Annotated in this window: 27 protein-coding genes and 1 pseudogene; 6 read left to right on the top strand and 22 right to left on the bottom strand. The window is 41.0% G+C overall.

Annotation, left to right across the window (positions count from 1 at the left end):
• Positions 1-212: 212 nt before the first annotated feature.
• From LQ203_RS07225 to LQ203_RS07210, 4 genes are read right to left on the bottom strand one after another with little or no spacing between them, the layout of a single operon-like run.
• Positions 213-1703: a spore germination protein gene (locus LQ203_RS07225; RefSeq protein ID WP_230156891.1), complete on the bottom strand. Its 1491-nt coding sequence runs from the start codon at positions 1701-1703 to the stop codon at positions 213-215.
• Positions 1660-2265: a stage V sporulation protein AE gene (locus tag LQ203_RS07220; protein ID WP_230156890.1), complete on the bottom strand. Its 606-nt coding sequence runs from the start codon at positions 2263-2265 to the stop codon at positions 1660-1662. The genes LQ203_RS07225 and LQ203_RS07220 overlap by 44 nt, the downstream gene beginning before the upstream one ends.
• 43 nt (positions 2266-2308) lie before the next feature.
• Positions 2309-2731, bottom strand: a complete 423-nt coding sequence (locus tag LQ203_RS07215; RefSeq protein ID WP_063233148.1) for a stage V sporulation protein AB — start codon at positions 2729-2731, stop codon at positions 2309-2311.
• Positions 2721-3344, bottom strand: a complete 624-nt coding sequence (locus LQ203_RS07210; protein WP_356714049.1) for a stage V sporulation protein AA — start codon at positions 3342-3344, stop codon at positions 2721-2723. Before LQ203_RS07210 ends, LQ203_RS07215 begins: the two co-directional genes overlap by 11 nt.
• A gap of 315 nt (positions 3345-3659) precedes the next feature.
• On the opposite strand from LQ203_RS07210, the pseudogene LQ203_RS07205 reads away from it, so the two are divergent.
• Positions 3660-3851, top strand: a pseudogene (locus LQ203_RS07205) (IS5/IS1182 family transposase); the annotation flags it as partial.
• A gap of 282 nt (positions 3852-4133) precedes the next feature.
• Here the strand turns inward: LQ203_RS07205 and LQ203_RS07200 are convergent.
• From LQ203_RS07200 to spoIIM, 12 genes are all read right to left on the bottom strand, one after another.
• Positions 4134-5423, bottom strand: a complete 1290-nt coding sequence (locus tag LQ203_RS07200) for an NCS2 family permease (protein ID WP_230157093.1) — start codon at positions 5421-5423, stop codon at positions 4134-4136.
• 308 nt (positions 5424-5731) lie between these two features.
• On the bottom strand, positions 5732-6499 hold the full coding sequence (sigF, locus tag LQ203_RS07195) for an RNA polymerase sporulation sigma factor SigF (protein WP_034308137.1): 768 nt from the start codon (positions 6497-6499) through the stop codon (positions 5732-5734).
• 13 nt (positions 6500-6512) lie between these two features.
• Complete coding sequence (spoIIAB, locus tag LQ203_RS07190; RefSeq protein WP_034308139.1) at positions 6513-6953, bottom strand: anti-sigma F factor; 441 nt, start codon at positions 6951-6953, stop codon at positions 6513-6515.
• Position 6954: 1 nt separating this feature from the next.
• Entirely contained in the window at positions 6955-7305 is a 351-nt protein-coding gene (spoIIAA, locus tag LQ203_RS07185; protein ID WP_057914308.1) for an anti-sigma F factor antagonist, read from the bottom strand.
• Positions 7306-7436: 131 nt separating this feature from the next.
• Entirely contained in the window at positions 7437-8603 is a 1167-nt protein-coding gene (locus tag LQ203_RS07180) for a D-alanyl-D-alanine carboxypeptidase family protein (protein WP_230156889.1), read from the bottom strand.
• 205 nt (positions 8604-8808) lie between these two features.
• Positions 8809-10113 (bottom strand): pyrimidine-nucleoside phosphorylase, encoded by a 1305-nt coding sequence (locus LQ203_RS07175; protein WP_230156888.1) that lies wholly within the window; start codon positions 10111-10113, stop codon positions 8809-8811.
• Positions 10114-10177: 64 nt separating this feature from the next.
• Entirely contained in the window at positions 10178-10990 is an 813-nt protein-coding gene (locus LQ203_RS07170; RefSeq protein ID WP_230156887.1) for a purine-nucleoside phosphorylase, read from the bottom strand.
• Complete coding sequence (gene deoB, locus LQ203_RS07165) at positions 10991-12193, bottom strand: phosphopentomutase (RefSeq protein ID WP_230156886.1); 1203 nt, start codon at positions 12191-12193, stop codon at positions 10991-10993.
• Positions 12194-12483: 290 nt separating this feature from the next.
• A complete protein-coding gene (gene xerD, locus LQ203_RS07160) occupies positions 12484-13377 on the bottom strand; it encodes a site-specific tyrosine recombinase XerD (protein ID WP_230156884.1) in 894 nt (297 codons plus the stop codon).
• 5 nt (positions 13378-13382) lie between these two features.
• Positions 13383-13610 (bottom strand): YqzK family protein, encoded by a 228-nt coding sequence (locus tag LQ203_RS07155; RefSeq protein ID WP_230156881.1) that lies wholly within the window; start codon positions 13608-13610, stop codon positions 13383-13385.
• 197 nt (positions 13611-13807) lie between these two features.
• A complete protein-coding gene (locus LQ203_RS07150; protein WP_230157092.1) occupies positions 13808-14266 on the bottom strand; it encodes a Fur family transcriptional regulator in 459 nt (152 codons plus the stop codon).
• A gap of 119 nt (positions 14267-14385) precedes the next feature.
• Positions 14386-15033: a stage II sporulation protein M gene (spoIIM, locus tag LQ203_RS07145; protein WP_230156879.1), complete on the bottom strand. Its 648-nt coding sequence runs from the start codon at positions 15031-15033 to the stop codon at positions 14386-14388.
• 140 nt (positions 15034-15173) lie between these two features.
• Here spoIIM and LQ203_RS07140 point away from each other — a divergent pair, with 140 nt between their 5' ends.
• Complete coding sequence (locus tag LQ203_RS07140) at positions 15174-15737, top strand: GNAT family N-acetyltransferase (protein WP_230156877.1); 564 nt, start codon at positions 15174-15176, stop codon at positions 15735-15737.
• Between the two features lie 54 nt (positions 15738-15791).
• Here the strand turns inward: LQ203_RS07140 and LQ203_RS07135 are convergent, their stop codons facing one another.
• The gene (locus LQ203_RS07135; RefSeq protein WP_230156875.1) at positions 15792-16964 is read right to left on the bottom strand and encodes an endonuclease Q family protein; all 1173 of its coding nucleotides are present in this window, start codon (positions 16962-16964) and stop codon (positions 15792-15794) included.
• The gene (locus LQ203_RS07130) at positions 16965-17516 is read right to left on the bottom strand and encodes an NUDIX hydrolase (protein WP_230156874.1); all 552 of its coding nucleotides are present in this window, start codon (positions 17514-17516) and stop codon (positions 16965-16967) included.
• A gap of 75 nt (positions 17517-17591) precedes the next feature.
• Here LQ203_RS07130 and mciZ point away from each other — a divergent pair, with 75 nt between their 5' ends.
• On the top strand, positions 17592-17753 hold the full coding sequence (gene mciZ, locus LQ203_RS07125) for a Z-ring formation inhibitor MciZ (protein ID WP_230156873.1): 162 nt from the start codon (positions 17592-17594) through the stop codon (positions 17751-17753).
• Positions 17754-17809: 56 nt separating this feature from the next.
• Positions 17810-18718: an aldo/keto reductase gene (locus tag LQ203_RS07120; protein WP_230156872.1), complete on the top strand. Its 909-nt coding sequence runs from the start codon at positions 17810-17812 to the stop codon at positions 18716-18718.
• A 22-nt stretch (positions 18719-18740) separates the two neighbouring features.
• Here LQ203_RS07120 and LQ203_RS07115 read toward each other — a convergent pair whose 3' ends face one another.
• Positions 18741-18992, bottom strand: a complete 252-nt coding sequence (locus tag LQ203_RS07115) for a hypothetical protein (RefSeq protein ID WP_230156871.1) — start codon at positions 18990-18992, stop codon at positions 18741-18743.
• Between the two features lie 86 nt (positions 18993-19078).
• Here LQ203_RS07115 and LQ203_RS07110 point away from each other — a divergent pair, with 86 nt between their 5' ends.
• A complete protein-coding gene (locus LQ203_RS07110) occupies positions 19079-19504 on the top strand; it encodes an organic hydroperoxide resistance protein (RefSeq protein ID WP_230156870.1) in 426 nt (141 codons plus the stop codon).
• A 235-nt stretch (positions 19505-19739) separates the two neighbouring features.
• Here LQ203_RS07110 and LQ203_RS07105 read toward each other — a convergent pair whose 3' ends face one another.
• Both LQ203_RS07105 and LQ203_RS07100 read right to left on the bottom strand, forming a co-directional pair.
• Positions 19740-20177: a MarR family transcriptional regulator gene (locus LQ203_RS07105; protein WP_230156867.1), complete on the bottom strand. Its 438-nt coding sequence runs from the start codon at positions 20175-20177 to the stop codon at positions 19740-19742.
• Between the two features lie 186 nt (positions 20178-20363).
• Positions 20364-20624, bottom strand: coding sequence for a YqkE family protein (locus LQ203_RS07100; protein ID WP_230156865.1), 261 nt, complete (start codon positions 20622-20624; stop codon positions 20364-20366).
• 132 nt (positions 20625-20756) lie between these two features.
• Between LQ203_RS07100 and LQ203_RS07095 the strand changes: the two genes are divergently transcribed.
• Positions 20757-21656: an alpha/beta hydrolase gene (locus LQ203_RS07095; protein ID WP_230156863.1), complete on the top strand. Its 900-nt coding sequence runs from the start codon at positions 20757-20759 to the stop codon at positions 21654-21656.
• A gap of 41 nt (positions 21657-21697) precedes the next feature.
• Here LQ203_RS07095 and LQ203_RS07090 read toward each other — a convergent pair whose 3' ends face one another.
• Positions 21698-22021: an iron-sulfur cluster biosynthesis family protein gene (locus LQ203_RS07090; protein ID WP_230156861.1), complete on the bottom strand. Its 324-nt coding sequence runs from the start codon at positions 22019-22021 to the stop codon at positions 21698-21700.
• Between the last annotated feature and the right edge of the window lie 124 nt (positions 22022-22145).

Genomic DNA, 22145 nt, shown 5'->3' with positions numbered 1-22145 from the left:
GATAGTAGTGAAAAGGGTTCTCTATATGATCAAGCCTCATTCGAATCTAATTGATTATCCCAGTTAAATATTGTTCTCCATGACTGCTTAGTAGTTCGAAAGAAAAGCCAGATTGGTTTTACTTCAAGAAACAAAAGCTCTATCTCTTTGTGAAGCCTTAACTTTATCGCTTTATTCGAATAAAATTAAATTACCACAACTTTTAGACAACATCAACCTTTAGATTTTCTAGGCTGCCTAAATCTATCCTGAGGATGTACAATACTTGGACGCTCCACAGATCCCGGATAAGGTCTTCTAACTATTATATGTGATAAACCCTTCGGTTGAAATGGGAGAAGCGGCCATAAATATGGTGTATTTAACGTTTTTATGCTAGTTAGCAAAATAATGTAGAGTGTGATGCCTATGACTAAGCCAGGTACTTTAAATATAGCAACCAACACTAGGAGCGCTAAACGGGAAATTTTATTCGCAACCCCTAGTTCTAAACTCGGAGTGACAAATGTACCGATTGTCGCTACGGAAGCATAGAGAACCACTTCAGGAACAAATAAACCAACATCTATCGCAATCTGTCCTATCAAAACGGCAGCAACCAAGCCCATTGCCGTAGAAAGCGGGGTCGGAGTATGTACGGCTGCCATCCTTAAAAATTCGATCCCAATATCGGAAATGAAGATTTGGACCACTATCGGTATATGCGTTTTGTCATTTGGACCGATATACTCAAACTTTTCAGGCAGGAGGGAAGGCTCTAAACAAAACAGCAACCAAATCGGCAGCAAGTATAAAGAAACGAAAATCCCCAAAAAACGTACCCAGCGTACCAAGGATCCAACTGCAGGTGCCTGCCGATACTCCTCAGCATGTTGCATATGATGAAAAAGAGTGGACGGGGTAATGATGACACTCGGTGAAGTATCGACATAAATAAGGACATGCCCCTCAAGTAAATGTGTTGCCGCTACATCAGCCCGTTCCGTGTACCTAACCATCGGGTATGGGTTATATCTTTGCTTGACGATGAACTCTTCGATCGTTTTATCAGACATCGTTATGCCATCAACCTTAATACTATTCAATTCCTTACGAACGATTTCTATTAAATCAGGATCGGCAATATCTTTAATGTAACCAATGGATATGTCCGTTTTCGATCGTTCCCCTACATGCAACATTTCGAAACGTAATCTTTCATCCCGTATTCTCCGTCTGGTTATAGCCGTGTTAACGATGATATTCTCAACAAAACCATCCCTTGATCCACGGACGACTTTTTCCGTATCGGGTTCTTGCGGCTGTCTCCCGGGATAACTCCTGACATCCACAACCAATCCTATTGGTTTACCATCAACAACAATGACTATTAAACCGGATAATACCTGATCAACAAGCTCATCCATCGTCTTTATTTCTTCAACGGATTGGTGTACGAGCAAGTCTTTGACTACATCAAAAACTTTAGTAGTCAAGATTTCAGCATTTTTGTTATGGATTAGTGAGTCGAGGATTTCAATGATGAATTCTGTATCCGTCAACCCGTTTATATAATAAAGATGCACATCTTTTCTAAGGACCTTTATCTTTCTTACCCCTAAGTCAAAGCTGACGCCAAGACCTACTCTCTCTTCCATGAACGCATCTACTTCCGCTACCCTACTCGGAATCGGTTTCATTTCTTCTGGTTTTTCTGAAGTCATCATGACCACTCCTTTCCAATATAATTTCCACCGCTAGCTTCGTTATCGGTGCTCCTCTTTTATAATCGTCCTGATGGGACATTTTACCGATATCCCCTATCCCAACTACTATAGGTACATGTAATTGATCGATGCAATACACCGTATCTCCTGTTATCTTGCCCAGTTCAAATTCCTCGGCGCCGTATTTATCCACCCCGTTCGGTGTCAAATTCCCGTCCCGGTCGATACAGATATCAACCTTGGTCCATTCTTCCCTTCTAGTCTTTGAAGCAACCGCAATCACTCCAAGGACAATAATATCAGGATGTTCGGCAACTACTTTCATCGCTTGTTCACCGGATCCTTCACCGATAAATCCGCTATCATCAAACATGACCAGAACAGGATCATTCTTCGCCTTCTTTATTAGTCCAACAAGCTCCAAGCCCGTATATCGTGATGGATTACCTTGCGACATGGAGATACATCGTCCCCCAATTTCCTTGGCGACAAGTTCGACAGCCCGTTTAGCATACTCATCTCCATCCGTAATCAATATCACTTTTCGTTTGGTCACCATCTTGAGCCTACCTTTCATAACCAGGAATAGTTACCTTAAAAACTTATAAATCGACAAAATAAATCCATTGGAATAAAGAACCCGCTATCTTCCCCAATACGAGTGCCATTAACAGATAAATGATTTTCTCTTGTATACCGATTCGTTTAGACAGAACAGGAAATACATTCAGAACTTCAGTTAAGGCAGCAGCAAGCATCCCATTAAAGATCCCGTCAGCCAAACCGATCGGAATTAATAAAAAATGCGGAAGGGAAAATTCCGTTTCCTGCAATCCGAACCATGTTCCCGCGACAACCCCGGCAATGATAGCTCCTTCGTAGTAATGTATCATTTTCATTGTTTTGGTCAGCTGAGTCAGTCTCGGAATCACCCCAAGTACAGTTAAAAACGCTACAAAACCGGCACCTGTAGCAAAACCTCCAGCTAAACCGACAAAGATTCCGAAGATAATTTTACCTGTCATCAAGATGGCGCACGTTCTCCTTATTTTCATTCATGGCTACATAACGGTCCAAATCCTGCTGATAGTTGAACATTTCAACCTCGAGCGGACTGGGTTCCTCATTGAAGCGTTTTTTAAAAAAGTGATTAAAAAATAAAATCATGCCTAAACCAAGGCCGAAGCTATATGGAATTTGAATCAATAGCGGCTTTTCATCCACTTTTCCGGTTATGATCGTGAAGATTTTTTGATGCACTTCCCCCATACTGACATCAACATGAAAATTCATGATGGTTATACCACCGCCGATAAACAACAAGAACCAGACTAGGGTGAAAGCCAGGATTGACATTTTCTTTTTCGAGAGGATGACTTCAATGATGGTTTGGGACGGTCCGAATGTCTCCACTTCAATACCCGGATCCACTTTGCGAATGGCCATGATAACTTGAGCCAAATCAATGACAATAATATTCTTATCTTCCTTCTTGACCGTTAATAATAAGATTTCTTCAATTATTTGAATCTCTTCTTCAGGTCCGATTATCCTTGCAATATCTTTTATCCTCACCGGTTGATTTCCATTTACTTGAACACGGTTCCTCATCCTGATATATACAACTGCCACTATCATCACATCCCGACCTTTTATTTCCTTATGCTAGTAGTATGGATTGTAAACAGATTGAAAATGCAGGAAGTGACTGATGTCCAAATATTACTAACTGCAAACAAAAAAGGACAAGCTGCAATAACAGCATGTCTCTTTAAAATTTGACCGTTGATTGGAACGTAGGGCACTTGCTTTCCGCGGGCGGTCCGGGAGCCTCCTCGGCGCCTTTGCGCCTTGCGGAGTCTCCCTTGGGCGCGCTTTTCCCGCAGGAGTCTTGAACACTCGCTCCAATCAACTTTGTCTTAACATTTAGATAGAACTCCTTTTACCTACAGCGAAAGTTCAACTGATCCTGAGAGCTGCTACTATGTGAAAGATGAACGAACAAATCAGTTTGCCTATTTGTTTCATGCGACAGCAGAGCGCAATGGATTTGTGTTGGTGGGCGATAGTTCACCCGTCAATATGCAAGATAGTCTTATCTTAGAGCCTCTGGTTGAACAAGTGATTGATAAAGTAGGAAAACCATAAGCAGTTGCCGCAGATGCAATAGAAAAGCATGGGCGTTGGACCACTTTAAGGGGACTTAAAATACTTTCGCTGCCATGAATGTAAAGAAGATGGCCAACTGAACTTGGCGGGCCAGAAAATGACCTAAATAATGACTTCAGAGGGTCAATATTCTCTATACCTGCTTCAAATCCATTAAAAATCAAAAAGGTTTCGGAATGAGATCATTCCGAAACCTTTTTGTCTAGCACCTGAGACACGCTTCCATGACAGCATGTCTCTTTGATTTACATCCATAAATTAATGGGTTGGGAAGAAAATCAGTTGAACCAAAAATATTAATCCAAAAATATAAATGAGTGGATGAACCGATTTTCCTTTCCCACTGAATACCTTCATTAGTGGATAGGTAATGAACCCTATGGCAATCCCCGTTGATATGCTTGAAGTAAGCGGCATCGTTAAAATGATTGCAAAAGCTGGAAATGCTTCATCGAAAATTTTCCAGTTGACCTTAGCTAGCCCCTCCATCATGAAGCATCCTACGATGATCAAAACAGGAGCAGTGATTGCTTGAACTGAAGAAATCGCAGATATTAATGGAGAAAAGAAAATCGATACAGCGAACAGGATCGCCACAACTGTAGCCGTCAATCCGGTGCGCCCACCTGCAGCCACACCCGTGCTCGATTCAACATAAGCAGTTGAAGGACTTGTTCCAAACATTGAGCCGACTGTCGTTGCAATCGCATCACCTAAAAAAGCTTTTTTGGCACGAGGGATCTTTCCATCCTTCGTCAGTCCTGCCTGTTCCGTTACACCGATCAATGTACCTGTCGTATCAAAGATCGTCACAAGTAAAAAGGCGAATACAACTGAATATAAAGAATGGGTGAAGACTCCAGCAATATCGATATCGAAAAATACCGGTGCAGGAGGTACGGATAAGACGCCATCAAAATTTAGCAAACCGATAAAGTAGCCGATAACTGCCGTAATGATCATACCAATAAAAATGGCCCCTTTGATATTGCGGGCCATAAAAATCAAGGTAATGAATAAACCTACCAACGCTAAAACGGTTCCAGGCTGATGCAAATCGCCAAGAGTCACCATCGTTGATTCATTAGATACTACGATTCCCGCATTTTTCAAACCGATAAACGCGATGAATAAACCAATTCCGGATGTGATTCCATATTTCAGTGAGTTAGGAATCGCATCAATTATCATTTTGCGCAAGCTCGTTACGCTAATTAATAAAAAGAGCAAACCGGCGATGAAAACCGTTCCAAATACAGTCTGATATGAGAGGCCCTGTGCCCCCACTACGCTAGCAAAATAAGCATTCAAGCCCATCCCCGGTGCTATCGCAATCGGGTATTTTGCTACGAGCCCCATGATAAGGGTACCTATGACCGATGATATGACCGTTGCCATGAAAACTTGTTCAAATGGAATCCCGATTGAAGACAATAAAGCCGGATTCACAATTAGGATATAAACCATAGTCAAAAATGTCGTAACGCCCGCCATGACTTCTGTACGGACACTCGTTCCATTTTCTTTCAGGGAGAAAAACCTTTCCATAAACATATTTAGACCTCCAGATCTAAAGGAAACACCGACAACCGTTTGCACGAAATAACAAGGTGTCCTAAAATTGTACTGCATCGTCGCTTTTCCTGGTTAAATATTCGTTGAATGAAAGATAAAAAAACGAATGAAAAACGCGACCTTTACTATAATATTCGTTTTTAATTGTAAATTCAACTAAAAAATTTGATTCCCATACATATTTCCATAAATTTGACTCCTAACTATTCACGAGGGTCCATTACTTTTACTTTTTCCTAAAATCGTGATTTATCTTCAGCCAAATAAAAAAACCACATGAATCACTGATTCATGTGGTTTTTCATTTGCTGAAGAATCTTCTTTTCCAGCCTTGACACTTGAACTTGAGATATACCAAGCCTGGCCGCTACTTCCGACTGTGTCTGATCTTTATAATACCTCAGGAAAACAATCAGCCTTTCACGTTCATTCAATTCATGAATCGCTTCTTTCAATGCGATTTGATCAAACCAAGATGTTTCGTTATGGTCGGCAATCTGGTCAAGAAGAGTAATCGGATCTCCATCATTTTCGTAAACCGTTTCGTGGATGGATGAAGGGCTCCTGCTAGCTTCTTGAGCCATGATGATTTCCTCTGGCGACAGCTCAAGATGTTCCGCCAATTCATTGACAGTCGGGACCCGACCATACGTCTTGGAAAGTTCTTCTTTGGCCCTGCGAATTTTATTCGCCATTTCTTTCAAAGACCGGCTCACTTTTACCGTTCCGTCATCACGGATAAAACGTTGGATTTCACCAATGATCATTGGTACAGCATACGTTGAGAATTTCACTTCAAACGATAAGTCAAATTTGTCCACGGACTTCAAAAGACCTATGCAGCCAATTTGATAAAGGTCATCCGGTTCATAACCTCGATTGAGGAATCTTTGCACTACTGACCATACAAGCCTGAGATTGCTATTGACAATCAAGTTCCTTGCATCTTGGTCACCGCTCTGGCTGCGTTGAATCAAATTCCTCAATTCCTCATCTTTTAAATGGGGCTGGCCTTTTTTGCTCTTCTCGTTTTTAACCTCCACATCCATATGCAAGTCTCCCTTAATTGCACAAAGCTCTGCTTGTAGTTAAGTGCTTTTTTAATCGAATGATCGTGCCTTCACCCTTATGGGAAATTATATTGATTTCATCCATGAAGTTTTCCATGATGGTGAATCCCATACCGGAACGTTCAAGTTCGGGCTTTGTCGTAAATAACGGCTGTTTAGCCTCCTCGACGTCCTCAATGCCCAGTCCTTCATCCCGAATGGTCAATTCTACTGTATCACCTTCGATGACCACTGAAATGTAGACCCAACCTTCCGGATCACTCTCATACCCATGGATAATCGAATTCGTAACGGCTTCTGACACGACAGTTTTGATTTCTGTCAATTCATCCATCGTCGGGTCCAATTGGGCAATGAAAGCCGCAACAGTTACCCTGGCAAAAGATTCATTTTGGCTTAGTGCGGAAAATTTCGTTTCCATTTTATTTTTCATTTTAGGCAACCCCCAGTCTTTGCAAAGCGTTTTTTTCGGATAGTTCCATTTTAACAATTTTAAACAACCCTGACATCTCAAATAACCGCTTTACTGCTGGAGAAATTGCACAGACCACCATTTCACCTTGCTTTTTGTTTACCTGCTTATAACGCCCTAAAATAACTCCGAGCCCTGAACTGTCCATAAAATGCAATTCTTCCATGTTGAGAATAATATGCTGGATGTTATGCTTTTGAATGGCTGCCTCTGCCTGGTTTTTCAATTTTTCTGCTGTATGATGATCCAAATCACCTTTGAGACGAATGCACAATACGCGATTTTTCGCCTCCATATTAATCGTAAGACTCACTATATACAGCCTCCTTCACTGTCTTGTAATGAGTCAAATTCTCTTTTTTACCTGCCGATTCCTTCTTAACAGCAAAACTAGTGGAGTTTCGCCTAAATTAGTACTATTACCAGGCATTGCGACAATTTATTCTATTTTGCTTGAGAAAACATGCCGAAAGCACGTTTATACAATTGCCACCAGCTGGCATTTTCAACAGATTCCTTCGCGATAATTGGAGATTCGACATACACCTTACCGTTTTTCTTCAATTCAAGCGTACCAATTTGATCACCTTTTTTTATAGGGGCTTTCAAATCTTTATCAAGAGTGACTTTTTTTGTGAAGTCCTTTGCCGTTCCGTTCTTGGCTGTCAAAACTGAAATAGGTTCACTTGTCACTCCCACCACCGCTTTCTTGTGGCCTTTACTCACCCTTGATTCACCTAACACCTCGCCGCGTTTATAAATCGGATATGTGATGTATTGTGAAAATGCATAATCTAGCATCTTGGTGACCTGAGCGTTTCGTTCCTTTGGAGTATCGGCTCCAAAAACGACTGCAATGACACGCATATTCCCTTTTTTTGCAGTGGCTGTCAGACAGTATTTCGCTTCATTAGTGAACCCTGTCTTTAGCCCATCCACTCCAGGATAAAATTTTACTAATCTATTCGTGTTAACAAGCCAGAACTTCTTATCGGTGTTTTCACGGAGATAATCTTCATATGTACCCGTGAATCTTGTAATCGTATCGTATTTCAATAGTTCCTTCGCCATGATCGACATATCATGGGCCGAGCTGTAATGATCTTTAACTGGAAGGCCTGTCGCGTTTTGGAACTTTGTATTTTTCAAACCTAAGTCTTTCGCCTTTTTGTTCATTTTTTTAACAAACTCTTCTTCGGAGCCGGCAAGACGTTCAGCCATCGCAACCGATGCATCATTCGCCGAACCAATCGAGATGCCTTTAAGCATTTGTTCTGTGGTCATTTCTTCACCTGGCTCGAGGAAGATTTGGGACCCTCCCATCGATGCTGCATACTCACTTGTCCTGATTTTCTCCTTCATGCTTAGTTCGCCTTTATCGATCGCTTCCATGATCAGCAGCATTGTCATGATTTTCGTCATACTAGCCGGTGAAAGACGAATGTCTGCATTTTTATCATACAGAATGGCGCCTGTATCCCGTTCAATCAAAATAGCGGATTTAGCATTGGCCGCCAAGTCGACTCCTTTATCTTTAGCTGCTTCTGTATGTGGGATGCAAAAGCCTATTGCTATTAATACGGTTATAAATAGAGAAAGAATCCGCTTCATCTCCATACCCTCCAATCTTGATATCATTTATTTTTTCCATTAAACCCATTTTTATACAATTAAAGATGAATTTTGAACATACATTGAATATCAGTACCAATTAACAAAAAGCAAAAGAGGATGCGCATGGGCATCCTCTTTTTTAACATTCATTGGAAAAACACAAAAAGGTCACCCTGAAAAAGGGTGACCTTTTTAAAATCATTTATTCCATGATTTCTTTATAGATTAGGGTAGGTTTTTCGACCTTCTCTTTTGAAATCGCAATGCTTTCATACAATTTTTCTTTTACTTTTGTAACATCTTCAAAATTGCTGTAAATCGTCACAAGGGATTCACCTTTTGCCACTGTTTCCCCGATTTTTTTACGGAGTACAAGCCCGACTGCCAAATCGATCTCTGATTCTTTTGTAGCTCTCCCGGCGCCTAAAAGCATAGCTGCCGTTCCCACTTCATCGGCGATGATCTCCGATACATATCCATCCTCTTTCGCTTCTAGCTCGAAAGTATGAGCAGCCTGTGGAAGTTTTTCCGGCTGATCTACAACCGAACCATCGCCTCCCTGAGCTTCTAAGAAAACCTTGAATGAGTTTAGTGCAGAACCATCTTTTATCGCATTTTCAAGCAAGGTTCTTGCTTCTTCCAGCGAACTTGCCTTTTTGGCAAGGTATACCATATGACTTCCTAGTGTTAAAGAAAGTTCCGTTAAATCTTCCGGGCCTTCCCCTTTAAGCGTATCGATGGCTTCCTTCACTTCTAATGCATTTCCGATTGCGTATCCCAGCGGTTGGCTCATATCGGAAATGACAGCCATTGTGTTACGCCCGACATTGTTCCCGATGCTCACCATTGCATGCGCTAATTCTTCAGAATCTTCGAGAGTTTTCATGAAAGCGCCAGCTCCTGTTTTAACATCGAGTACGATTGCATCAGCACCAGCGGCGATTTTCTTACTCATGATCGAACCAGCAATCAAGCCGATACTGTTAACGGTAGCCGTAACATCGCGCAATGCATATAACTTTTTGTCCGCTGGAGTCAGGTTACCACTTTGTCCAATGACAGCTATTTTATTTTTATTCACAAGCCGAATGAACTCGTCATTTTCGATTTCAACATGAAAGCCCTTTACAGATTCCAACTTATCGATCGTTCCGCCTGTATGGCCAAGACCCCGTCCTGACATCTTTGCAACCGGAACACCTACCGCAGCAACTAATGGCCCAAGCACGAGTGTTGTGGTATCCCCAACACCGCCTGTTGAATGTTTATCGACCTTGATTCCTTCAATCATCGATAAGTCGATTTGATCGCCTGACTCGACCATTGCCATGGTTAAATCAGCACGTTCCTGCTCATTCATCCCTTTGAAATAAACAGCCATTGACCAAGCACTCATTTGGTAATCAGGTATCGTTCCATCAGTAAACCCTTTGATGATGAACTGTATTTCTTCTGTAGAAAGAGCCTTTCCATCCCGCTTTTTCTCGATTAAATCTACCATTCTCATAATAGAATCCCCTCTTTTTTAAGACACCGATACTCTCAGGTGTACTTGTATTTTTTTGATCATTTTATATGTCTTTAACGATGTGCTTCACAAAATCCAGAAAACTGCTTTTCACTTTTTCCGTCGTTTCAATTACCTCTACATGCGACAAAGGCTGATCGAGAATGCCTGCCGCCATATTGGTAAGGCATGATATTCCGAGCACCTTCATATCGCTATGTCTAGCCACGATAACTTCTGGAACCGTTGACATCCCAACTGCATCCCCGCCAAGGATTCTTGCCATTTTCACTTCTGCAGGCGTCTCATATGTCGGACCTGAATTCCCGATATAGACACCTTCTTTAATATCCAACCCGAGTGTTGATGCGATTTTTTTAGCTTGAGTCCGCAGCCCCTTGTTATAAGCTTCTGACATATCAGGGAACCTAGGCCCAAAACGCTCTTCATTAGGACCGATCAATGGGTTTGCCCCCATTAAATTAATATGATCCGTAATCAGCATCAAGTCGCCTGGTGCGAAGCTTTCATTAACACTTCCAGCAGCATTGGTTACAATTAATTGCTCAACGCCAAGAAGTTTCATAACCCGTACAGGAAATGTGACTTTCTCCATGGAGTAACCTTCATAAAAATGAAAGCGTCCTTGCATGGCTACAACTTTTTTGCCACTTAATTGACCAATGACAAGTTGTCCTGCATGTCCTTCAACAGTCGATACCGGAAATTCCGGGATATCGTGGTATGGGATCGTTATGGGATTTTCAATTTCATCTGCCAATACTCCAAGTCCAGAACCAAGAATCAATCCTATCTCCGGGGAGCCTTCAATCTTATTTTTTATAAATGCAGCAGCTGTCTCTATTTTATTAAACATCTATTTAATCTCCCCTTCATTTATATCGCCCAATATATTTTTCCCGAAGGCAGGCATTTTCACATCAAAATTAGCAGCGACCGTCGCTCCGATGTCAGCAAATGTATCTCTTACTGGAAGCTCGGCACCTTTAGTAAATCGTTTGGAATAGACTAATAATGGCACATATTCACGTGTATGATCGGTTCCTTCATGAACCGGATCATTCCCGTGATCGGCAGTTATGATCAATAAATCATCCTCATGTAGTTTATCGAGAACTTCCGGCATCCGAGCGTCGAATTCTTCCAAGGCTTTTCCGTATCCCTCTGGATCGCGGCGATGTCCGTATAAAGCATCGAAGTCGACTAGATTAAGGAAGCTTAACCCTTTGAAGTCCTGTTCTATCGTTTGAATTAATTTATCCATTCCATCCATATTAGATACGGTCCGTAAGGATTCAGTTACACCTTCTCCATCAAAAATATCTGAAATTTTCCCGATTGCGAGAACATCATATCCGGAATCTTTCAATTCATCCATAACTGTCCGGTTAAAAGGCTTCAATGCATAATCATGACGGTTAGGCGTTCTTTTGAAGCTGCCTGGCTCACCTGTGAATGGTCTAGCAATAACGCGTCCAACCTTATACTCATCAGCCATTGTCACTTCACGTGCAATTTCACAAACCTTATATAATTCGTCTATCGGCACGATGTCTTCATGTGCAGCAATCTGTAAAACGGAATCAGCTGATGTATATACAATCAATGCACCCGTCTTCATATGTTCCTCGCCAAGTCTTTCAATGATCTCCGTACCGCTGGCTGGGACGTTCCCAATAATTCCACGACCCATTTTCGCCTCAAGTTCATTCACTAATAACTCAGGAAAACCATTTGGAAATACACGGAATGGAGTGGATATATTCAACCCCATGATTTCCCAATGTCCAGTCATCGTATCTTTACCTGTAGATGCTTCTTTCATTTTCGTATAGTATGCGAGCGGTTGCTGAGCTTTATCAATCCCTTTTATTTCACGGATATTTCCTAAACCCAATTTTGCAAGATTCGGCATGTTCAAACCATTCATTTTATCTGCGATATGGCCGAGAGTATCAGCCCCTTTATCACCAAATAAATCTGCATCAGGTGCTTCGCCAATCCCAACTGAATCCATAACGACTACAAATATTCGTTTAAATGCTGAATTCCCTTTCATGTTCATTCCTCCTAAAATAGTAAATCACTTTTATACTCTCTATTTTACCCTTATATCGCTCCGTTACTCTTCAATAAAATGAAATCACGAGAACGTCAGAAGTCTGACCTCTCTACATTGTAAACGATTACTATGTTGGAAACAAATAATATATTTCAGAAAAAAAAAGCTAATACATGTATGACCAAGAACCATTAGCTGCCTTATAGTCCAGTCCATATTGTAAAAAGGCCGATCCTTTAACTGCCTTTCAGTTAAATTCACAGCCTCTCTATCATTCTGCCATTCTTCTAAGCTCGCGGATGGAATTTGGAATATACATCCTTGATCCTAACGTTCGTAATATGTGTATAAATCTGTGTTGTTGAAATATCCGCATGCCCCAGCATTTCTTGGACGGCACGTAAGTCTGCCCCATTCATCAATAGATGTGTCGCGAAAGAATGTCTTAGTGTATGCGGTGTGATTTCTTTTTCTATTTGTGCCGATTTTACAAGTTTTTTTAGAATCTTCCAAAATCCCTGTCTTGTCAGCCTGTTACCATGATGATTCAAAAAAAGTGAATCTGTTCTGTGCTTGTGACTGGCTAATTTCCCTCGGGAACTCTCCAAATAATGTTCAATCGCACCCAATGCCGTTTGTCCAATCGGAATGATTCTCTCCTTATTTCCTTTCCCGACACAACGGACAAACCCCATCGATGCATGTACATCACTTACATCCATGGATATCAACTCACTAACGCGCATCCCTGTCGCATACATCAATTCAAGCATCGCCTTATCGCGCAGGCCGAATTCGTCCATGAACTTCGGGGCTTCCAATAACGCTTCAACCTCTTCCATGCTTAATACTTTCGGAAGGGTTCGTTCCGGTTTCGGCGTTTCTATATGTATGGACGGATCCTGATCGGTTACTTTTTCCCTTAGAAGAAATTGATGAAAGGACCGGATCGAGGCAATATGACGTGCTACCGTCTTCGATGATTTTCCTTGATCCTTCAATTGAACGAGAAAATGCAAGATGTTCACACGCCGGGAATCATTCCATTCGGTAATGGATTCAACATCTTTCAAATAGCTCCAATATGATCTTAAGTCACGCTCATAGGAAACGAGCGTATTCTTGGCCAGTCCTTTTTCAATGGTTAAAAAATGAATAAAATCCCTGATTTGATTCTCCATATTCATTACTCCCCGTTTAAATAAAACAACATTAAGCGTTCCAGCCATGCATCCTCACCCGTATCAACAGCCTTCGATACTTTCACAGCCATTCCTTTGGGTTCATCATAACGATGATAATTTTGATATTCCTGATTTAACCATACCATTCCTATATAAAAAAGAACAGTGAAGCCAACAAAGAGAACCATCACTTTAGCCGTATGCAAAACAAGCGATAATGTCGTTTTCATCTTCTTTCCCCTCCCATTCAATCCTTTGTATCAATCTATGCCCAACAGGACAAGTTTTATACGCGTTTCGGTAAGGGGAAAGGAAAAACTGCCTTTACGTGAGAAAATTCATTCCTTAAAACGGTTTTCTTGATGCCTTTGCAAAAGATTCTAAAAAACGCAGAAAACCTTCTCCATTAAATGGAAAAGGTCACACTTCATTCACCTTTATTTTCTTCTTTGTCATGGCATCGATGACAAATGCCATGAAAGGTTAATCTATGGTCTTTTATCTTGAAGTTCCATTCGCGTTCCACAATGGCTTCCACGTCTTCAAGTAAGTCTTCCTGGATCTCATCTACCGCACCACATTCCACACAAACAAGATGATGATGGAAATGCGCAGCTCCTTCTTGTCTTAAATCATAACGGGAAACCCCGTCTCCAAAGTTAATTTTATCTACTATCTTCAATTCAGTCAGCAACTCTAGCGTACGGTATACTGTTGCCAATCCAATTTCCGGCGACTTTTCTTTGACAAGGAGGTAAACGTCTTCTGCGCTTAAATGATCCTCTTCGTGCTCAAGTAAAACGCGGACGGTCGCTTCTCGCTGAGGCGTTAATTTGTAGCTGGACGAGTGCAACTGCTTTTTTATCCTATCAATTCTGTTTTCTATTTCCATACCTAATATTCCCTCCCGCGCCGCTATCTTATCCATTATATCAAAAGAGGGAAAACTGTCAAAATAGATTTCTTGTTAATGATAAAAAAATTTGCGATAAAAGCAAATCTCCGTCAATGACCCAATAAACTTACGACGTTTTTCATTAAAGAAGGTGATAGATACGCTTCAAATGCTGCAGCTGTAATCAAAAACAATCCTGACAAAATCAATGAGAAAATATACCGTGAAATTATTGGCTTCAGCGGCTCACGGATCTGCTTAAGGAAAATCCTGCTGATCATTTTCATTGATAGTGAAACAGCAAGGACGGTTATCACGATGAATATCGGCACGATGAATATATTTTGGGGCAGAATGGAGACAAATGATAATAAGAACCCGCTCCATCCCATTTGATTGACTAAAAATCCGACTGTAAATCCAACAACCATTCCTTTTATAAATAACAAAACCAAAATGACCGGCAAACCGATGACCGAAATTCCCAGAATCCAGATGAGGCCAATATATTTTATATTATGCATAATACTTTGGCTGAACATATCATGCGAAGAGGCAAATTCACCTTTGGATACTTGTCCGAAAAATTGAGATAAATAATAGAACAAGTCCTCCTTTTGGGTAAAGCTCAAACTATTCACAAGTACTGCTCCAAAAATGACACCCATCAAAAAAAGCACAGTGATAAAGACATATAATGAGGAATGTTCGTTAATATGTTTCATTACGGCATTTTGTACGACAGATTTTTTTTTCATCTTTCATCCTCCCAACTCCGCTTACTAGAATCTATGTTTTCACTCTCTCATTTATGCTAAGAAAACATTCTCCGTCCGGCAGAACATTTTCAATTGAATCCATGTTATAATTTTCCATATCTATTACGAGGAGGTAGGCGATGAAAGCTATATTAATGGATTTCCCAGAAAAAATTGAAACCCAACGATTATATCTTAGGCCCTGTTTGCCTGGCGATGGCCATGATGTTTACGAAGCCCTCGTTCATTCTAAACCCGAATTAAAACAATGGCTGCCATTTGCCCATCAGGATGCGTCCTTGGAAACGTCCGAACAGAACGTTCTAAAATCACATGCGGACTTTATTTTAAAAGAGGATATCAGACTTCATATTTATAGGAAGGAAGACGATCAATTCGTTGGCTCCACTGGTCTGCACCGAATTAACTGGGATATCCCAAAATTTGAAATTGGTTATTGGATTGATACGAGGTTCAGTAAAAAAGGATACATAACGGAAGCGATAGATAAATTAACCAAATTCGCTTTTTATCATTATGGCGCAAAGCGGGTCGAAATCCGTTGTGACCTCAATAATATTGCCAGCAAACGTATCCCCGAGAAGCTAGGGTATACCCTTGAAGGAACTTTGCATAATGACTGCCTAAGTGCAGACGGCAAGGAATTGCGGAATACCTCCATTTACGCAAAAACAACAAACTAAAAAGTCCTGACAGATGACAAGCTCATCTACAGGACTTTTTTTGTTCGATTATATTCAACTTTCCCTTTTGACCTTTCCGTATTTGCCTCCGCCCCCTACTTCAAAAGAAAGGGTCCCTTTTCTTGCAGAATCGATGTAGGAGGCCAATTTTTCAGGAACGATTTCCTTGAGCTGCTCAAGCGTAACTTCATGAAGGATATTCATCTCGGTCCCAAATGCCTCCAGTAGTTTTTCCATGGATTTAGGTCCCAATCCAGGGATGAAGTCGAGTGGTACTTGATGGATATAAGGCGGTCTTTCCCTTCGATGGCTTCCATTCATATTGGAAAGTTCTTCAATCCGTAACGATACCCCTTTTATAATGGATTTATTCCCACATTCAGAACATGGTTCACTATCCCTCAATACCTGGTGTAAACAAGCTGAACATACGGTTTGATGATATTTTCCCAATAATGGGTTCAATCCATAATTGGCGGTCACCTTACGATTTTCTTTTTCTCTAAGGGCTTTTTCCAGTTCATTGAAGCTTGGTTCTTCAAGTCGGATTTTTTGATATTCACGAGCAATTTTCCCAAGCGAATGCGCATCGGAATTTGTCACGAATACATAGGATTCCAACTCTTCGATATCCTTGACCATCTCTGTATCTGAACTTAAACCAAGCTCGATGGCATCAATCAGTTTCGGATCGAGTACTTCGGTCAGACTGGATCGCACCCCTTTTCCATATAAGCTTTTAAATGGTGTGAAAACATGGGCCGGGATAAATAGGCCTCCCAGTGACTTGACGATTTTTTGTAACGTTCTCCCATCACAATAAATCCTTTGGGAGCTTAAGGTGATATTTTTAACATGGCCGCCCATCCATGTAGAGAATTCCTTCATTGCTTTTAAAGTTGGAAAATAGGCGAGGACATGGATTGGTCCATTACAATTCTGATCATAAATCTCAATCTCCGAGCCTGGGATGATTGTTGTATTCCTGTACAGAAGGCCGCCTTCAATCTTTTCCGTAACCTCCCCTTCCAGAATCCCCTCTTCGATTTCTTCAATGACTTCAGGAGAATGGCAATCGATGATCCCGATTAAATCAAGACCCTTCCTTTCACTTGCAACTTGCAGCACTTTACTGAAGGTTAATGTTTTAGCACCGGTTATTTTTACGGACCTTCCGCTTCTCGTTCTGCCTATATGGATATGAAGGTCTGCGTAAAACTCTTTCATTTATGAAGTCATTGCCTCTTTCAAAAGCAGATACTGAACAGCATATGCCGTTTTGGCATCCTGGATTTTCCCGTCAGCCATATATTTTTGAGCTTCCTCCAGCGTGAGTTCAATCATCTCGACAAATTCATCTTCATCAAGTGGTGCCGCATTTTCTTTCTTTTTCAAATTGTGGGCCACATAGAGATGGACCAATTCATCTGCAAACCCTGGGGAAGTATAAAAGGATATGATGTGCTCCATCTTTTCGCATTCATAACCTGTCTCTTCTTCCAGTTCCCTTTTAGCCGACAGAACCGGTTCTTCGCCTTTTTCCAGCTTTCCTGCAGGGATTTCCACCAAGCTTCTCTCCAGCGCTTTTCGATACTGTTCCACCAAGATGATTTTATTTTCTGCCGTAAGCGCTATGATGGCAACCGCCCCCGGATGTTTGACTATTTCACGTTTTCCCGTTTTCCCATCAGGAAGCTCTACATCATCCACTTGCAGGCTGATTACCTTTCCTGTAAAGATTTTTTCCGAAGATAGCGTTTTCTCTTCAAATTTTTTCATCTTGACCACTCCTCTGTTCTAATTGCCGCATGATTCCTCATACATTTTACCATAATAGAGATGGAGGGCGATTTAATGAAAGTTTATGTATTGGAAAAAAGCGTTACTTTATCCGGAAAGAGTTGGGAAATCATTCAAAAACTAAAACAATTGCAAAATCAATATGTCTATATCAATGATTGGATTGCCGACATACACCCACAGGCACCACCCGCTCCTTTAAAACGGATAAAGTGAATTCTTTGAGTGAAATGGTTTTCTCCTTTACAATGAATGTTAAAGGAGTGGATAACATGAAAAAACGCAGACTAGGCAGTTCCGAATTGCTAGTTTCTGAAATCGGGCTCGGATGCATGTCATTGGGAACTGTTGAAAATCAGGCATCTGAAATCATACAGGCCGCTTTAGATGAAGGAATCAATTATTTTGATACTGCTGACTTATATGATTTCGGTGTGAATGAAGAAATCGTCGGAAAGAATTTAAAATCTGTCCGCGATAAGGTATACATAGCCACCAAGGTTGGAAACCGCTGGAACGACAATAAGGATGCCTGGAGCTGGGATCCTTCTGGCACTTACATTAAAACGGCAGTAAAGGATAGCTTAAAACGACTGGGGACTGATTATATTGATCTTTATCAGTTACATGGCGGCACCATTTCAGACAATATCGGAGAAACGGTAGAAGCATTTGAAGAACTAAAAAAAGAAGGCTATATCCGGTATTATGGAATTTCCTCGATTCGTCCGAATGTAATCGAGGAATTCACTGAAAAGTCTGAACCCGATTCCGTTATGATGCAATATAACTTACTAGACCGCCGTCCGGAAGAGTGGATGTCCCTTTTGGCCAACAAACAGATCAGCATCATCGCACGCGGTCCCCTTGCTAAAGGGCTGCTTAGCGAGAGAATGCTTGAAAAGGCAAATGCCGATGGGTACCTTGACTATAGCTATCACGAACTTAAAGATTTGCTTCCGCAATTAAAGGACAAACTTTCTGATAGGAAGTTGAATGAAACGGCGCTTCAATATGTATTATCACATCAAAGCGTCGCTACCGTTGTACCCGGTGCAAGCTCAATACAGCAGCTGCGTGAAAACTGCAAGGCCGCAAACAGCTCTTCACTGTCTAAAACGGAACTTGCTATCTTGGAGCAGTTGACCAAAGCGAACAAATATGAAAGTCATCGGGATTAAAATGATTCAATCAAACTAAATATCATGGACATCGGTAGGCTGCCTTATCTCCGTTTAACCAGCGGGATAGGCAGCCTATTTCCGTTTCCCTCGCTTTTTCTTCGCCATACTGCTCTTCTGTACCCTCTTTCTGTTTTCTATCACTTATCGCTTTGCTTCCCCCAACAGTTTTACCTCCTTTTTCTAAAATATTTGCAAACCAGCAGAGATGGAAAAGTGACGGAGAGCTTAGCCTCCATGTTACCGAGAGTATGCCATTCGAATTGTTTTTCAACTATTCTTTTTCATTGCTATTCTAAAAATGATGTTGTACAATTCAATTGTGCACAATTAAAATACAAAGACAAGGGAGAAATAATGATGACAAAAACTTTATTTACAACGTCTGTAACGGTTGATGGCGGAAGAGAAGGAACAGCAATCTCTGCTGATGGTAACTTTACGGTTGATATAGCGATGCCTGGAACACCAAGGGCCAAACAGATGCCTGAAGCATCCAATCCGGAACAGCTTTTCGCTGCTGGATATGCTGCATGTTTTGATAGTGCTTTGCAATCAGTCGGTAAAATTGAACGCCTTTCATTTGATTCCAAAGTCACCGCCAGTGTCAGTTTATTGATGGGGGAAATGCACCAGTACAGCTTAGCTGTCACTTTAGCTGTGAAGGGATCTGGAATCGATAAAGTGACATTTGAAACACTTGTTCATAAAGCGCATCAAATGTGCCCTTATTCAAAAGCCATCAACGGCAATGTGGACGTCACTATTGAAGTCGATGTAGATTAATAATTTTAAAAAACACTTGGGCTCCCCAAGCGATTCAGACTGTGGACAAACTCGATAATAATGGAGTTGATCTGACCCAATAAATCGCCTAAATAATGACCTTGGAGAGGTCGCTATTCTCTATAACTGCTTTAAACCAATAAAAAATCAAAAAGGTTTCGGAATGAGACCAATCCGAAACCTTTTTGTCTACAAACTAAACGCTTGAGCTATCCCAAGCGTTTTTTTCTTTTCGCTAAAATTTCTGTAATGTTTTCAATAGTTGGAGCAGCGAGGCTTTCAAATCCTCGACCACCTTCTTATCCTCACCCGACATAGCTGAAATGCGATCGGGAATGAAACAAGCCTCTTCATGTAAACCCATTCCTTTTTCCGTCAGCTGAATCATGACAGACCGTTCATCTTGAGTGGAACGTTCACGGACAATCAGACCATTCTGTTCCATTCGTTTTAACATGGGGGTAAGCGTCCCTGAGTCCAGGGCAAGTAATTCCCCTAGTTTTTTGACTGTAAGTGTATCCTGCTCCCATAGTAGAAGGAGAACGAGGTACTGTGGATATGTCACTTCGAGTTTATCAAGCAGCGGTTTATATTTTTTCGTCATTTCCCTTGAACTTGCATAAAGCAGGAAACATAATTGGTCTTCCAGTACATTTTCTATTTTACTTTGCATCAAATCACCAGCTAGTAGTAGTCCATCCGATATGAATGCATATCGAACTTACCTCTAATATAATCGTTATACTTTATAAAATAAAGGAATAGTCTGTTTTTCTAAAGAATGGTTCTTTTTATCGATGAATCAAGTCCAAAAAGGGAGACAGCCCTCTTTCTTATGCCGCTCCTTTTTTTCTTTATTTTATTTATAGTTCTTCCAGTTCAGATTGCTTTCACCCAATAGCTCTTCGAATGATTTGTTTTTCTCACGCTGTTTTCTTTCTGCACGTTTTTTTTCTTCTTCCGCTGCCTTTTTCTCCACTTCAGCCTCATTCAATTCTTTTTGTTTTTGACGAAGCTGGGACATGATATCTTGATTGAGCATATCACCAAGTTTCAATGATGATGAATCTTTATCTTGGTTTTTACTTTGATTTTGATTGCGCGGCTGTTTCTTTTTCATCCTTAAAACCTCCTAGCCAGTATAATGAAATCATTATATCACGATTGCCGTTTTTCTCGTTAGGTTTTCAAAACAGTGTTTTCCCATTTCCCTCATGGTAAAATAAAGAAAATCAACCAAGGAGGAGCATTCATGAAAAAATGGTGGCTCGTAATAGCTGGAATTCTAACCTATATCATCGGCGTCGGCATTTATTTTTCCAATCGGATCATGTACATGAAAAAGAAGGAAGATGATTTTATCCAAAATCGTGAAATCCTGGCTAAACGCCTGATTAGGGAGGATTTCGATAATCTGCCTAAAACGGAAATATGGATACCTTCACCATCCGGATATTCCTTGAAATGTTTATTTATCGAACCGTATGAAACCAATAAGTGGGTAGTCATTTCTCATGGTGTGACGGAGAACAAAGTCAATTCGATTAAGTACATGAATATTTTTCTTAAGCGGGGCTTCAATGCCATCATTTATGACCACCGCCGTCATGGGGATTCTGGTGGCAAGACGAGCAGTTATGGACATTATGAAAAATTCGACCTGAAGGCCGTTATCGATGAATTGAAAAGACGTAAAGGTCCCGATCTTCACATTGGCATTCATGGGGAATCCATGGGGGCGGTAACCCTTCTTTTATATGCCGGAATGCTTGAAGATGGCGCTGATTTTTACATTGCCGATTGTCCATTTTCAAATTTCGAGGATCAGATCAAACACCAGCTCAAGCTGAAAATCCCAATTCCCGCTTGGACCGTGTTTCCGCTTGGGCGTACGTTCATCAAACTTCGTGACGGATATTGGACAAATGAAGTGTCCCCGATCAATTATATGAAAAACATCCGAAACCCCGTGCTCTTCATCCATAGTGAAAATGACAGCTTCATCCCCGCTTCCATGACGATGGAATTATATGCAGCAAAAGAGGGCCCAAAGCAGCTGTATATTGCTAAAAAAGGGGCCCACGCTCAATCTTATAATGAAAATCCACAAGAATATGAAAATCAAATCGATCAGTTTCTCAAACTTGTCTGAGAAGGAAAAGAGAGGGTATCCAAGATTCCCTCTTTGCTGCGTTAGATTTTATTAAAATAGCTCATCCTCGGATTTAAGATTTGATTCGGACTTTTTAACTGAAAGCTGTTCGCTTCCGGCACAAAGTCTATTTTCATGACTTCATCCAGAAAAATCATTTTTGATGTTTCTACGTACAGAGGGAGTCCGTTCGTTTCCGCTTTTTCGGTACCTTCTTCAAGTTCGTTGACCAGCCATAGCGCCGTCACGCCACTTACAACGCAGCCACAGCCATCCGTATCATATTTCAACTGTAAATATCCTTTTTGCCCCTGTACCTTACTGGCTATTTTCTCTGCCGCTCTTTCCGTCCATTCAATATACATGATTACATGCCTCCCGAAGTCTTTGCATTTCCTCATTATAAACGATAAAAACGTTTCTGTTAACGAAACTGCCTGCTTCCTTTTCCTCCGCTAACTGTGCTAACAAGTGCGGATTCTCTTATAC

Source organism: Peribacillus sp. Bi96 (assembly GCF_918698115.1).
Taxonomy (GTDB): Bacteria; Bacillota; Bacilli; order Bacillales; family DSM-1321; genus Peribacillus.
The sequence above is the reverse complement of the archived record's forward strand: the minus strand, read 5'-3'. Positions and strand labels throughout refer to the sequence as shown.

Bases quoted from the DNA above. Each gene is read 5' to 3' on its own strand.
- LQ203_RS07095 (WP_230156863.1), top strand. From the start codon at position 20,757: ATGAAAAAATGGTGGCTCGTAATAGCTGGAATTCTAACCTATATCATC.
- LQ203_RS07135 (WP_230156875.1), bottom strand. From the start codon at position 16,964: ATGAAAGAGTTTTACGCAGACCTTCATATCCATATAGGCAGAACGAGA.
- LQ203_RS07105 (WP_230156867.1), bottom strand. From the start codon at position 20,177: ATGCAAAGTAAAATAGAAAATGTACTGGAAGACCAATTATGTTTCCTG.
- LQ203_RS07120 (WP_230156872.1), top strand. From the start codon at position 17,810: ATGAAAAAACGCAGACTAGGCAGTTCCGAATTGCTAGTTTCTGAAATC.
- LQ203_RS07155 (WP_230156881.1), bottom strand. From the start codon at position 13,610: ATGAAAACGACATTATCGCTTGTTTTGCATACGGCTAAAGTGATGGTT.
- spoIIM (WP_230156879.1), bottom strand. From the start codon at position 15,033: ATGAAAAAAAAATCTGTCGTACAAAATGCCGTAATGAAACATATTAAC.
- LQ203_RS07175 (WP_230156888.1), bottom strand. From the start codon at position 10,113: ATGAGAATGGTAGATTTAATCGAGAAAAAGCGGGATGGAAAGGCTCTT.
- LQ203_RS07220 (WP_230156890.1), bottom strand. From the start codon at position 2,265: ATGGTGACCAAACGAAAAGTGATATTGATTACGGATGGAGATGAGTAT.
- deoB (WP_230156886.1), bottom strand. From the start codon at position 12,193: ATGAAAGGGAATTCAGCATTTAAACGAATATTTGTAGTCGTTATGGAT.
- LQ203_RS07110 (WP_230156870.1), top strand. From the start codon at position 19,079: ATGACAAAAACTTTATTTACAACGTCTGTAACGGTTGATGGCGGAAGA.
- LQ203_RS07090 (WP_230156861.1), bottom strand. From the start codon at position 22,021: ATGTATATTGAATGGACGGAAAGAGCGGCAGAGAAAATAGCCAGTAAG.
- LQ203_RS07215 (WP_063233148.1), bottom strand. From the start codon at position 2,731: ATGACAGGTAAAATTATCTTCGGAATCTTTGTCGGTTTAGCTGGAGGT.
- LQ203_RS07210 (WP_356714049.1), bottom strand. From the start codon at position 3,344: ATGATAGTGGCAGTTGTATATATCAGGATGAGGAACCGTGTTCAAGTA.
- spoIIAB (WP_034308139.1), bottom strand. From the start codon at position 6,953: ATGAAAAATAAAATGGAAACGAAATTTTCCGCACTAAGCCAAAATGAA.
- LQ203_RS07180 (WP_230156889.1), bottom strand. From the start codon at position 8,603: ATGAAGCGGATTCTTTCTCTATTTATAACCGTATTAATAGCAATAGGC.
- sigF (WP_034308137.1), bottom strand. From the start codon at position 6,499: ATGGATGTGGAGGTTAAAAACGAGAAGAGCAAAAAAGGCCAGCCCCAT.
- LQ203_RS07170 (WP_230156887.1), bottom strand. From the start codon at position 10,990: ATGTTTAATAAAATAGAGACAGCTGCTGCATTTATAAAAAATAAGATT.
- LQ203_RS07130 (WP_230156874.1), bottom strand. From the start codon at position 17,516: ATGAAAAAATTTGAAGAGAAAACGCTATCTTCGGAAAAAATCTTTACA.
- LQ203_RS07140 (WP_230156877.1), top strand. From the start codon at position 15,174: ATGAAAGCTATATTAATGGATTTCCCAGAAAAAATTGAAACCCAACGA.
- xerD (WP_230156884.1), bottom strand. From the start codon at position 13,377: ATGGAGAATCAAATCAGGGATTTTATTCATTTTTTAACCATTGAAAAA.
- LQ203_RS07225 (WP_230156891.1), bottom strand. From the start codon at position 1,703: ATGACTTCAGAAAAACCAGAAGAAATGAAACCGATTCCGAGTAGGGTA.
- mciZ (WP_230156873.1), top strand. From the start codon at position 17,592: ATGAAAGTTTATGTATTGGAAAAAAGCGTTACTTTATCCGGAAAGAGT.
- LQ203_RS07200 (WP_230157093.1), bottom strand. From the start codon at position 5,423: ATGGAAAGGTTTTTCTCCCTGAAAGAAAATGGAACGAGTGTCCGTACA.
- LQ203_RS07100 (WP_230156865.1), bottom strand. From the start codon at position 20,624: ATGAAAAAGAAACAGCCGCGCAATCAAAATCAAAGTAAAAACCAAGAT.